The 12012-nt window shown below is 58.8% G+C and carries 10 protein-coding genes; 2 read left to right on the top strand and 8 right to left on the bottom strand.

Annotation, left to right across the window (positions count from 1 at the left end):
* Positions 1-76: 76 nt before the first annotated feature.
* Positions 77-1330 (bottom strand): D-amino acid dehydrogenase, encoded by a 1254-nt coding sequence (locus tag LDN84_RS09350; RefSeq protein WP_223911588.1) that lies wholly within the window; start codon positions 1328-1330, stop codon positions 77-79.
* Between the two features lie 275 nt (positions 1331-1605).
* Here LDN84_RS09350 and LDN84_RS09345 point away from each other — a divergent pair, with 275 nt between their 5' ends.
* Positions 1606-3141 (top strand): sigma 54-interacting transcriptional regulator, encoded by a 1536-nt coding sequence (locus LDN84_RS09345; protein WP_223911586.1) that lies wholly within the window; start codon positions 1606-1608, stop codon positions 3139-3141.
* Between the two features lie 73 nt (positions 3142-3214).
* On the opposite strand, the gene LDN84_RS09340 is transcribed toward LDN84_RS09345, so the two are convergent.
* From LDN84_RS09340 to LDN84_RS09315, 6 genes are read right to left on the bottom strand one after another with little or no spacing between them, the layout of a single operon-like run.
* Positions 3215-3748, bottom strand: a complete 534-nt coding sequence (locus tag LDN84_RS09340) for an ester cyclase (RefSeq protein ID WP_223911583.1) — start codon at positions 3746-3748, stop codon at positions 3215-3217.
* A gap of 27 nt (positions 3749-3775) precedes the next feature.
* Entirely contained in the window at positions 3776-5221 is a 1446-nt protein-coding gene (locus LDN84_RS09335; RefSeq protein ID WP_223911580.1) for a gamma-aminobutyraldehyde dehydrogenase, read from the bottom strand.
* A 47-nt stretch (positions 5222-5268) separates the two neighbouring features.
* The gene (locus tag LDN84_RS09330) at positions 5269-6090 is read right to left on the bottom strand and encodes an ABC transporter permease (protein ID WP_223911577.1); all 822 of its coding nucleotides are present in this window, start codon (positions 6088-6090) and stop codon (positions 5269-5271) included.
* Positions 6080-7003: an ABC transporter permease gene (locus LDN84_RS09325; protein ID WP_223911574.1), complete on the bottom strand. Its 924-nt coding sequence runs from the start codon at positions 7001-7003 to the stop codon at positions 6080-6082. The genes LDN84_RS09330 and LDN84_RS09325 overlap by 11 nt, the downstream gene beginning before the upstream one ends.
* Positions 6996-8021 carry an ABC transporter ATP-binding protein gene (locus tag LDN84_RS09320; RefSeq protein WP_223911571.1) on the bottom strand — a complete coding sequence of 342 codons (1026 nt, stop codon included), beginning with the start codon at positions 8019-8021 and terminating at the stop codon, positions 6996-6998. Before LDN84_RS09320 ends, LDN84_RS09325 begins: the two co-directional genes overlap by 8 nt.
* Positions 8022-8035: 14 nt before the next feature.
* Positions 8036-9187, bottom strand: coding sequence for an ABC transporter substrate-binding protein (locus LDN84_RS09315; RefSeq protein WP_223911568.1), 1152 nt, complete (start codon positions 9185-9187; stop codon positions 8036-8038).
* Positions 9188-9435: 248 nt separating this feature from the next.
* Here LDN84_RS09315 and LDN84_RS09310 point away from each other — a divergent pair, with 248 nt between their 5' ends.
* Positions 9436-10365: a LysR family transcriptional regulator gene (locus LDN84_RS09310; protein WP_223911565.1), complete on the top strand. Its 930-nt coding sequence runs from the start codon at positions 9436-9438 to the stop codon at positions 10363-10365.
* Between the two features lie 46 nt (positions 10366-10411).
* Here the strand turns inward: LDN84_RS09310 and LDN84_RS09305 are convergent, their stop codons facing one another.
* On the bottom strand, positions 10412-11980 hold the full coding sequence (locus LDN84_RS09305) for a carbamoyltransferase C-terminal domain-containing protein (protein WP_223911562.1): 1569 nt from the start codon (positions 11978-11980) through the stop codon (positions 10412-10414).
* Positions 11981-12012: the final 32 nt, after the last annotated feature.

Genomic DNA, 12012 nt, shown 5'->3' with positions numbered 1-12012 from the left:
AAACATCGGGGCAAGGCGTATAGGCTAACAGCTTTGGCACCCTACCCCGCCAGCCGCAAGACGGCCTCGCCCGCGCTCAGTCGTAGCGGCTGACGCTCAGGCCTTCCATGCTGATTTGCGGTGCCTTGCCGCTGATCAGATCAGCAATCACACGACCGGTGCCAGCCGCCATGGTCCAGCCCAGCGTGCCGTGGCCGGTGGCCAGCATCATGTTGCGCATGCGGCAAGCGCCCAGAATCGGCGTGCCGTCCGGGGTCATCGGGCGCAGACCGGTCCAGAACTCGGCGCGAGCCACGTCGCCCCCCTTGGGGAACAGGTCGGTCACGACAAACTCCAGCGTCTTGCGCCGACCACTCTCCAGATCGAGGTTGAAGCCCGAGAGCTGCGCCGTGCCACCGACGCGGATGCGATCCCCCAGGCGCGTTACCGCCACCTTGTGGGTCTCGTCCATGATGGTCGATTCAGGGGCCTGCGTGGCATCGGTGATCGGCACGGTGATGGAGAAGCCCTTGACCGGGTAAATCGGCAGCTCAATGCCCAGCGGACGGGCCATCTGCGTCGAGTAACTGCCCAGCGCCATCACATACTGGTCAGCGGTCAACAAGCCCCGATCCGTCTGCACCCCGGCAATCTTGTCGCCCTGCTGCGCCAGGCCCTGAATGTTCACGCCAAACTCAAAGCGCACGCCCAACGCACGCGCCATCTCGGCCAGGCGTTGGGTGAACTGGAAACAGTCGCCGGTTTCATCACCCGGCAAGCGCAGCGCACCGACAAACTTTTCTTTGACGGCAGCCAGCGCGGGTTCGTACTGCAGGTAACCAGCACGATCCAGCACCTGAAATGGCACTTGGTACTGCTGCAAGATTTCAACGTCTTTGCCCACACCGTCGAGCTGTTTTTGAGTGCGGAACAGTTGCAACGTGCCTTGGGCGCGGTCGTCGTAGCGGATGCCGGTCTCGTCGCGCAGCTCACGCAGGCAGTCACGGCTGTACTCGGCCAGGCGCACCATGCGACCCTTGTTGACGGCGTAGCGTGCCTCGGTGCAGTTGCGCAGCATCTGCAGGCCCCAGCGCCACATGGCGGGGTCGGCCATCGGTTTGATGACCAGCGGGCTGTGGTGCATCATCATCCACTTGATGGCCTTGATCGGCACACCGGGTCCAGCCCAGGGGGCAGAGTAGCCCGGCGACACTTCGCCAGCATTGGCAAAACTGGTTTCCATGGCGGGGGCTGGTTGCCGGTCGACCACCGTCACCGCATGGCCCGCTTTGGCCAGGTAATACGCAATGGTGGTGCCCACCACGCCGCTGCCGAGAATCAGTACAGACACATCCAACTCCTTGTTTTGAAAGCCTTGAGCAAACCACCGGGTTTGCCAGCTACATGACCGGCATAAGCATGTCTCATGCCATGAGAGAAATAGCCTTATGAATCAATAAGTTACAAAACCCTACCAAGCAGCAGATCAGCATTTGTATTGGATTCAATACAAAATAACCATGAGAAAACATTAAAAACTGATAAATATCGTTATAAATCAATGCATTAATTGATTTGTACTGAAATAAGTACAATGTACTGAATTCAATACATACAGAGCACACCATGCGCATCGACGTGCAATTCACCGACCGGGTTGGCATCGCCCAGGAGATTCTGGCCACCTCGGCGCAGCGGGGCTACAACGTGACTGCCGTGGAGGTAGAACCGCCCCACGTCTACATTGAAGCCCCGCAGTTGGACGATGCCGGGCTGACCGGCCTGCGTGCCGACCTGATGCGTGTGCCCGGCGTGCTTGCGGTGTTGCCGGTGGCCATGCTGCCCGGTGCGCAGCGCCGCCTGTACCTGGACGCACTGCTGGCCTCCCAGACCGACCCGGTGTTTGCGCTGGATGCCGAGGGTCTGGTGGTGGTGGCCAACCGCGCCGCCGCCGCTGCCTGCGGACCGGTGCAGGCGACGGTCATTGGCCAACCGTTTCAGAACCTCATTGGTCTGACGCACTTCATGACCACCCTGACCGAATCCGACTACCGTCTGCCGGTGACCGAGGTTGAACTGGGCGGCGAAACCTACATGATGGAAACCACCGCGCTGCAAGAAGCCGATGCGCGTGTGGCCGGGGCCGTCATCACCTTGCGCGCACCCAGCCGTATGGGCGAACAACTCAGCGCCCTGCAAAACTACAGCACCGGCGGCTTTGATGCCATGCTTGGCCACTCACAAGAAATGCTGCAACTCAAGCAACGCGCCGCCCGTATGGCACTGGTGGATGCCCCGCTGCTGGTGACCGGCGAAACCGGCACCGGCAAAGAGCTGCTGGCCCACGCCTGCCACGCCGCCAGTGGCCGCAGCCTGCAACCGTTTTTTGCGCTGAACTGCGCCGCGCTGCCAGAAAACCTGGCCGAAAGTGAGCTGTTTGGCTACTCACCCGGTGCATTCACCGGTGCCCTGCGCGGCGGCAAACCGGGCCTGCTGGAACTGGCCGATAGAGGTACGGTGTTCTTGGACGAAGTTGGTGAAATGTCCGCATACCTTCAGGCCAAGCTGCTACGCTTTTTGAATGACGGCAGCTTTCGTCGCGTCGGTGGTGACCGCGAGCTGAAGGTCAACGTGCGCATCATCAGCGCCACCCACCGCAATCTGGACGAGATGGTAGCCAATGGCGACTTTCGCCAGGACTTGCTCTACCGCCTGAACGTGCTCAACCTGCACATGCCCGCCCTGCGCGAACGCCCGGACGACATTTTGCTGCTGGCCCAGTCGATTCTGGAAAAAGCCTGCGCCCAGGCCAGACGCACGCCAATGCGCCTGACCGCCGCCGCCAGCGCAGCCCTGCTGACCAACCCTTGGGTGGGCAACGTTCGGCAATTACAAAACGTGATTTTTCGCGCCGTGACCATGAGTGAGCGCAGCTTCATCGACATCGGCGACCTGGAACTGGCCAGCGCCGCCAGCCCCGCCGAGCCCGGCTTTACCGGTGAAGTTGACACCCTGGCGCAAGCCATGGCCGACTATGAAAAAACCCTGCTGCTGCGCCTGCACCGTGAGTTCCCCTCCACCCGCAAACTGGCCAAACGCCTGGGCAGTTCACATTCGGTGATTGCCCAGCGGCTGCGGCGTTATGGAATTGGGGATGTGTGAAGAAGTCTGACGTAAAAAAGCCCCTGGTGTCCGGGGCTTTTCAGGAACAAATCCTTCGCGTTTTTCCTGTCGCTTACTGGGGCGCAGGTACAGCAGGTGCTGCAACCGGGCACACCGCCGGTAAGCCCACTTGATTGCGGAAGGTCAGCGCATCGTAGTAATCACCCTGGTAGGCAATCTTTCCGGCTTTGAAGCGGATCATGGACACGCCGTGAAACGCAATAGGTTTGCCGGTGGCCTTACCGCAGTCCACCGCAATGCCGGTGTTGGTACCGGTGAAGACCCACTGAAAGGCCACCGCGTCTTTGCTCACCACGGGGGCACCTTCCATCTTCCACTGCAGATCTGGGAAGGCCTCCATGAAGAACTTGATCACGTTGTCACGTGCCGGCACCGCACCGTATTGGGACTGGCCAACAGAGGCATCAAAGTATTCCACGTCGTAGTCAAAATTCAGGGCTGCGTCGTTGGCGTTGTGGGCATTCCAGGCGGCCATGTATTTCTGTACGACTTTGAGCGGGGTCTCAACGGCATAGGCTTGTGCGGTCAAAAACAGGGCTGACAACAACACAAGGCGGCCAAGGCGGGAAAGCTTGAAAGATGTCATGGTTTTTCTCCGGGTTGTAAAACGGGTTCAAGTGCTGTGTTTGACCATCACGTGGCGCACGCAGCTGTAGTCTTCCAGCGCGTACACCGACATGTCTTTGCCATAACCCGAGTGCTTCATGCCTCCATGCGGCATTTCAGACACCAGCATGAAATGGGTGTTGACCCAGGTGCAACCATATTGCAAGCGCGCGGCGAGGTTCATCGCACGGCCAACATCACGGGTCCACACCGAGCTGGCCAAGCCGTATTCGGAGTCATTGGCCCAGGCCAGTGCCTGCTCAGCATCCTTGACACGGGTAACCGACACCACCGGGCCAAAAACTTCGTTGCGAACAATTTCATCGTCCTGCAAGGCACCGGCAACCACCGTGGGCTTGTAGAAAAAACCTTTGTTGCCCCAAGTACTGCCGCCTGTGGTGACTTCCACATGCGGCAATTGGCTGGCCCTATCGACAAAACTGGCCACCCGGTCACGCTGGCGGGCCGAGATCAGCGGGCCCATCTCGACACCCGGCTCTTGTTGCAGCCCCACTTTGATGCTGGACACCGCACTGCTGAGGTCGGCCACCAGGCGTTCGTAAATTTTGTCGCTGGCATACACCCGGCAGGCAGCGGTGCAGTCTTGCCCGGCGTTGTAGTAACCAAAGGTGCGCAAGCCCTCCACCACGCTGGGCAAGTCGGCATCGTCCAGCACAATCACCGGAGCCTTGCCACCGAGTTCGAGGTGAGTTCGCGTGATACCACGGGCAGCAGCTTCCATGATTTTGCTGCCGGTGGAGACATCCCCCGTGAGGGAAGCCATGCGGATGCGCGGGTCGCGAATCAATGGTGCACCCACCGTGTCGCCACGGCCACACACAATATTGACCACGCCGGGTGGCAAGATATTGGCAAACAACTCACCCAAGCGCAGGGTGGTCAATGGTGTGTTTTCAGAGGGTTTGAGCACCACGGTGTTCCCCATGGCAATGGCTGGGCCGAGCTTCCAGGCGGCCATCATCAGTGGGTAGTTCCACGGCGCAATGGAGGCCACCACCCCCAGCGGATCGCGACGGATCATGCTGGTGTGACCAGACAAATACTCGCCACTCAGTGAGCCCGACAGGTTGCGAATGGCCCCTGAGAAAAAGCGGTACACATCGGCAATGGCAGGTATTTCATCGTTACGTGCAGCACCCAGCGGTTTACCGCAGTTGAGCGACTCCAGCATGGCGAATTCGTCGCCATGGGCTTCAATGGCATCGGCAATTTTCAGCAGATAGGCGCTGCGATCCTTGGGTGTTAGCGCGGCCCAGGCGGGAAAAGCGGCGCTGGCGGCATCCACTGCTTGGCGCAGTTGATCAGGGCTGGCTTCACGCACCTCACACAAGACCTCGCCGGTGGACGGGTTGAGAATGCTCTCGGCACGGCCCTCGCCGGCAACGGCCTGACCATTGATGAGAAGTTGGGTCGGAAATCGTGGTGCTGCCATGATGAAGTTCCAAAAAAGTTGATGACTGAAGTTAAAAACAAAGGGGTTTAACGGCCACCCGGATGGGCATCACCATCGCGGGTAAAACGCCAGGCCAGCAGAATCAGGGGCATGGTGATCAGCATCACCAGCAGCGCCACCACATTGGTGATGGCGACTTCACGCGGGCGGCTGAGCTGGTTGAGCAGCCAGATGGGCAAGGTTTTGTCAGCCCCTGCGGTAAAGGTGGTGACGATCAACTCATCCACCGACAGGGCAAAAGCCAGGATGCCCCCCGCCAGCAGCGCCGTGCTGAGTTGCGGCAAGATGATGTAGCGCAGTGTGGTCAAGGTGTCTGCACCCAAATCCATGGAGGCTTCAATCAGCCGCGCGGGCAGGCGACGCAAGCGGGCGACCACGTTGTTGTGCACGATCACCACGCAAAACGTGGCATGGCCCACCACAATCGTCCAAAACCCAGGGTTGACATCCATCAGCTTGAAGGTAGCCAACAGTGCAATACCGGTCACGATGCCGGGCAAGGCTATCGGCATGATCAGCAAGGTGGTGAACGCATCCTTGCCAAAGAAGCGGTCACGGTTCAGCGCTGCGGCGGTGAGTGTGCCCAGCACCATCGCCACCAGAGTCGCCATGGCGGCCACCGACAGCGACAACACCATGGCTTCCTGGATATCGGTGCGCTCCAAGGCGCGGGCAAACCAGTGCAAGGTCAGGCCATGAAGAGGAAAGCTGTAGCCAGTGTCATCACTGTTGAACGCATACAGCGCAATAAAAATCAGCGGCAGGTGTAACAGCACCAACCCGGCGTAAGCCGCCGTGCGCAACATCGCCAAGCCACTGGGAAACCAGATGAAAGATTTAGAGCGCATTAAAAGCTCCCAAACGTCGCGCCAAAGCCAGGTACACCGTGATCAACACAATAGGCACACAGGTAAAAGCCGCAGCCATGGGCATGTTGCCTATGGTGCCTTGCAGGGTGTAGACCATGCTGCCGATGTACAAACCCGAGGGCCCAATCAACTGGGGAATGATGTAGTCGCCCAGGGTGAGCGAAAAGGTGAAGATCGACCCCGCCACCACACCGGGGAAAGCCAGCGGCCACAACACGGTGCGAAAGGTCTGGAACGGGTGCGCACCCAAATCAGCCGAGGCCAGCAGCAAATTGGCCGGCACACGTTCAATGGCGGCCTGGATCGGCAAAATCATGAACGGCAGCCAGATGTAGGTGAAGACCAGAAAGCGCCCGAGGTTGGAAGTGGCCAAGGTTTCACCACCGATGCCAGGAATACGCAACACCGCCTCCAGCGCGCCCATCAACCCCAGGTGCTCCAGCGCCCAATACATGACACCGCCTTTGGCCAGCAACACTGTCCAGGCATAGGCTTTGACGATGTAGCTGGCCCACATGGGCAGCATCACGCCCACAAAAAAGACACCTTTTTCAGTGGGTGTGGCGTGGTGCGCCATGTAGTACGCCATCGGAAAACCAATCAGCACCGTGCCTAGCGTGACGGCTATCGCCATGGTCAGGGTTCGCATCACAATGTCCAGATTGGCGGGCACCATCAGGTTACGGAAGTTGTCAGTGGTCAGCTCAGCCACCACCGACATCGCCATGTCGTCAAAGGTAAAAACACTTTGGCCCAGCAAAGTGAGCAAAGAGCCTACATACACCACACCAAACCACAACAACGGTGGGGTGAGCATCAGCAGCAGCGTCAGGGAGCGGCGCTGGTACAGCAAGTCGGAGAGCCGTCGGCTCAGGGTGGAGGCCTCAGGCATGGAGCATCACCATGTGCTGTTCGGCCCAATGCAAGGCGACCCGCTGGCCAGGCGCTGTATGCGCGGCCAGATCATTGGCAACCGCAGCGTCTTGCTGCAAGGCCGTGATGATTTGCCCACCGACCTGCACCTCAATGCGCTGATTGGCCCCGAGAAACTGGATCGCCAAAACCTCGCCTTCGACCTGCGCCCGCCCGGCTGCCACCGCAGTGCCAACAGGGGCCAGCATGATGTTTTCCTGGCGTACGGAAAAACACTGTGATTGCCCGGTGATACGGTGCGCCAAGTCCGCCGAGACCACGTTGGAGCTACCGACAAAGTCGGCCACAAAACGGGTACGTGGTTGGTGGTACAGCTCACGCGGTGTGGCAATTTGTTCAATCTGCCCACGGTTGAACACCGCCACGCGGTCTGACATGGACAGCGCTTCACCCTGATCATGCGTCACATAGACAAAAGTGATGCCCAATTTGCGGTGTAACACCTTAAGCTCCACCTGCATTTGTTCGCGCAGCTTCATGTCCAGCGCACCCAATGGTTCGTCCAGCAGCAAAATGCGCGGTCGATTCACCAGCGCACGGGCCAGAGCCACCCGCTGGCGCTGGCCACCCGAGAGTTGCGCGGGGGTTCGCTCACCATGATCCGGCAGTGCCACCATAGCCAATGCCTCACGCGCCAGGCTATACCGCTCGGCTTTGGGCATCTTGCGGACCATCAGGCCATAGGCAACGTTGTCCAGCACATTCATGTGCGGGAACAGCGCATAGTCTTGAAACACGGTATTGACATCGCGCGCATAAGGCGGCGTGCCAGAGGCTTCAACCCCCATCAAGCTCAAACTTCCACTGCTGGGCTGCTCAAAACCTGCCATCAGGCGCAGCGAGGTGGTTTTCCCCGAGCCTGACGGGCCAAGCATGGAGAAAAATTCACCATCCTGAACGGTGAAGCTGACGCTGTTAAGCGCCTTGACTTCACCATAGTGTTTGGAGACGTTTTTGAATTCAATGGCGATGGACATGTTTGACCCAAAAATTAACGACCGCCCATGACACTGATGTAGTCCATGGTCCATTTGGAATAAGGAACGCACTTGCCCTGTGTTGAGCAATTGGCTTGCGGCGTTTTCCAGAACTTGACCTGGGTGAAGCGGTCGTAACCGTTGTCTTTGCAGAAGTCACCACCGCCTGGAGCTTTGGCCTTACAAGCTGCAGCACTTACCGGGTTGGCACCAAACCACTCGGCCAGCGGAGCCTGCACCTGGTTGCTCAGTGAATGCTCCATCCATTTGTAAGCGCAATTGGTGTTCTTGGCGCTGGCATGCAACATGGTGGTGTCGGCCCAGCCGGTGACACCTTCTTTGGGAATGGTGGAGGCGATGGGTTTCTTTTCACCTGCCAGGGCGTTGACCTGGTAACCCCATGAACCTGAAGCCACCACGCCTTCGTTTTTGAAGTCGTTCATTTGCACCGTGGCATCGTGCCAATAGCGGTGCACCAGCTTCTTCTGACTGCGCAGCAGTTCCAGCACAGCGGCGTATTGCTTGTCATTGAGCTCATACGGGTCTTTGATACCCAGTTCAGGCTTTTTGGACATCAGGTACAGGGCGGCATCCGCCAGGTAGATGGCACCGTCATAAGCCTGCACACGGCCTTTGTTGGACTTGCCATCGGGCAGCTTCTGTTCTTCAAACACCACCGACCAAGACGCGGGGGCCTGTTTGAACACCTCGGTGTTGTACATCAGCACATTGGGGCCCCATTGGTAAGGCACACCGTAATGCTTGCCGTCCACGGTGTGCCAGCTAGCGTTTTGCAAGCGCGCATCCACATTTTTATAAGAGGGGATCAAGGCCAGGTTGATCTCTTGTACCAGCTTGGAGGCCACCAAACGCAAACTGGCATCGCCAGATGCTGTCACCAGGTCATAACCCCCTTGCTTCATCAAAGACACCATTTCGTCAGATGTGGCAGCGGTTTTGGCGTTGACTTTGCAACCCGTTTCCTTCTCGAACCCGGTGACCCAGTCGTAGGCCTTGTCGGACTCGCCGCGCTCAATGTAGCCAGCCCAGGCGATGATGTTGAGCTGCCCTTCGCCTTTGCCGATGGCTGTGGGTGGGGCGGCGAATGTAGACACTGCGGCGCAGCCTGCAAGCAGGCCTGCGGTGATGGTATTTTGACGAGACATAAGACTCTCCTGGTGCGAAATGGATGAACAAACCGCTGGACGTTGGATGGTCGTTCAGCTCGTTGGGAATCTTAGGGGGTGCGCCAGGTCTTGCCCACCATCTCCAGCCAATACAATCTATCTGTAAAACAGAAACCTCGCACCAAAACACACCAAGATAGTGGTTTACCCTATGTCTCAAAACAGTGCATGCTGGGATTGACCCTTTAAATCACCCGAATTGGTGCCAGAAATGAAGAAACATCGGCATGAGTACATCTTTTAAGAGCATTCGGTATTTCATAGCTGTGGCGGAGTCGGGCTCCATTTCTGCCGCCATTCAGGAACTAGGTGTGTCCCAATCGGTGGTGTCTGCCGCCATTGCCCAGATTGAGGCTGATTTGGGCACCCTCTTGTTTGAGCGCAGGGCACGCGGCATGTCGCTCACCCATGCAGGCCATCAGTTCTTACGCCACGCCCACCAGATTGAGGTCGCCATGCGCAACGCCCGTGACGCGCTGGCCTCCCGGCCACATACGGTGACGGGCCGACTCAATATTGGCGTGACCAGTTTGATGGTGGGTTACTACCTGCCTTTTTTGCTGGACCGTTTTCGCCGCGTGTTCCCGCGCATCCAGGTCCAGATCACCGAAGACCGGCGTGACTATCTGGAGCATTTGCTGGTAAGTGGCGAGCTGGATGTGGCGTTGATTGTGGTGTCACAGTTGCAAAACTACCGGGCGCTTGAAACAGAAACCATTTTGCGATCCGGCTGGCGAGTCTGGTGTCCGGTGAACCACCGCCTGGCCACTCAGGAAAAAATCCAGGCATCAGACTTAGCCGAGCAATCCCTGATTTTGCTGCAGGTCGACGAGTTGGGCGATGCCACCACGGCGCTGTGGAACGCGGGTGGCAACGACCTGAATGTGCTGATTCGCACCTCCTCCGTCGAAGCCGTGCGCAGTCTGGTCGCCACCGGCGCGGGGTGCTCGGTGTTGCCCGACATGCTTTACCGCCCGTGGTCGCTGGAAGGTGACCGCATTGAAGCCCGGCCTCTGGCCCATCCACTGGCCCACCTGGAGGTTGGCCTGGCATGGCGCAAAGGAGCCACACAACCGGAGTCGCTGAGCAACTTTTTAACCGCTGTGCGCCCCACGCTGGATGGTCATTTGTCGGCAACCGGTGGGCATTTACGCTGAAGAATGGAGGACATCGGCAAACCAAGCAAACCGGAAATACCTTGCTTTATTGAGCCGATGCCCTGACCAGGAACGGCCCCAGTACCAGAGCATCCAGCCCCGCCGTCTGGAAGGTACCCATGGCTTCGTCCGCTGTGCGCACAATGGGTTCCTCATGCATGTTGAAGCTGGTGTTGATCACGCTCGGGATACCGGTGGCCACGTGATAGGCCTTCAGGATGTCGTGGTAGCCCGGATTGTCCTCACGCCGAAGCACCTGTGGTCGCGCCGTGCCATCCACATGCACCGCCGCCGGGATATTTTTTTGAGCGAGGTCAGACGCGTCATAAGTAAGGGTCATGAAACGCGCGGCAATCTGGTCCGCATCCCAACCGGGAAAATACGCTGAAGCCTGCTCCAGCAAGATCACCGGCGCAAACGGCATAAATTCGGTGCGTGCAAACTGCTGGTTCAACCACTGGTTGATGCGAGGATCATGGGCCGAGGCCATCACCGTGCGGTTACCCAGGGCGCGCGGGCCGTATTCCATCTTGCCATCGGCACGTGCAATCACCTGGCCCTCAGCCAGCAGCTGAGCCACCGTTTGCGCCAGATTGACCGGTTCCTCAAAAGCCATACCAGCTTTCTGCAAAGCCTGCAGCGCACTGGCGCGGTCGATATCGGTGCCAAGGTAGGCTGATGCCAGTTCGGGACGCAGGCCGCCGTGCAAGCGCGCGTGTATCTCAAACGCCGCACCGCTCGCCAGGCCTCCATCACCCATATTTGGAGGAACAAACAGGTTTTGCACACCGGGCAGCGCCAGGATGCGCTGGTTCAGCTTCACATTGGCAAACACATCACCCGCCAGCACCAGCTTGTTGACATTCAGCACTGCCATCTGCTGCTGCACCCAGGTGCACACCATCTGTTCAGTGAAAGTCTGCAAACCTGCGGCAATGTCTTCGTGTGGCATATCTCCGCACAAGTCCCTGAGCACGTCCCTCGCCATGGGCGACCAGGGACTGCACAACAGGGCACCCAGGTGTGCGTCAAACAGGGCATTCCAGTCACCTGGATGGCTGCGCGCCAGTAGACGCGACAAAAAGGGCTGCGGTTGGCCAAATGCGGCCAGCCCCAACACCTTGCCCTCATGACGACCCGCGATAAAACCCAGGTACTGGGTGATTGCGGCATACAACAGGCCCATGCTGCTCTGGCGGGGCAAGTACACCACCTTGCGCAAACAACCAGCCTCGCCCACCCAGACCGATCCGCTGGACGCATCCCCCTCACCATCCAGCGTCAGCACTCCGACGCGCTCGTCGCCAAACGGGCTGGCGTAATAGGCCGATGCTGCGTGGGCTTGCTGATGTTCAACCACTTGGCATGGTTTGTCTGCCAGCACGCCCAGCGGTTGGTCACACGCCAGCCCCGCCTGCGCCACCCTGTCAACATCCTGCGCACGCAGCCCGGCCAGCGCCAACACCTCGGCCACGGCCCCGGCCGGATAGGCACTGTCACCCTTGATTCTGGAGATACGTTCTTCCTCGACCGAAGCGACCAACCTGCCGTCGATAAGGATGGAGGCAGCAGCGTTATGGCCGCCCCGATGGCTGTGAATACCGAGGACGATCAAGAACACCCCCTCAGAACGATGTCATGAACCAA

Origin of the sequence: Rhodoferax lithotrophicus, from assembly GCF_019973615.1 — a bacterium.
Classification (GTDB): domain Bacteria; phylum Pseudomonadota; class Gammaproteobacteria; order Burkholderiales; family Burkholderiaceae_C; genus Rhodoferax; species Rhodoferax lithotrophicus.
Note: the sequence above shows the minus strand (reverse complement) of the source record. Positions and strands in the feature narration are given on the sequence as shown.

Bases quoted from the DNA above. Each gene is read 5' to 3' on its own strand.
- LDN84_RS09320 (WP_223911571.1), bottom strand. From the start codon at position 8,021: ATGTCCATCGCCATTGAATTCAAAAACGTCTCCAAACACTATGGTGAA.
- LDN84_RS09345 (WP_223911586.1), top strand. From the start codon at position 1,606: ATGCGCATCGACGTGCAATTCACCGACCGGGTTGGCATCGCCCAGGAG.
- LDN84_RS09340 (WP_223911583.1), bottom strand. From the start codon at position 3,748: ATGACATCTTTCAAGCTTTCCCGCCTTGGCCGCCTTGTGTTGTTGTCA.
- LDN84_RS09330 (WP_223911577.1), bottom strand. From the start codon at position 6,090: ATGCGCTCTAAATCTTTCATCTGGTTTCCCAGTGGCTTGGCGATGTTG.
- LDN84_RS09335 (WP_223911580.1), bottom strand. From the start codon at position 5,221: ATGGCAGCACCACGATTTCCGACCCAACTTCTCATCAATGGTCAGGCC.
- LDN84_RS09310 (WP_223911565.1), top strand. From the start codon at position 9,436: ATGAGTACATCTTTTAAGAGCATTCGGTATTTCATAGCTGTGGCGGAG.
- LDN84_RS09315 (WP_223911568.1), bottom strand. From the start codon at position 9,187: ATGTCTCGTCAAAATACCATCACCGCAGGCCTGCTTGCAGGCTGCGCC.
- LDN84_RS09325 (WP_223911574.1), bottom strand. From the start codon at position 7,003: ATGCCTGAGGCCTCCACCCTGAGCCGACGGCTCTCCGACTTGCTGTAC.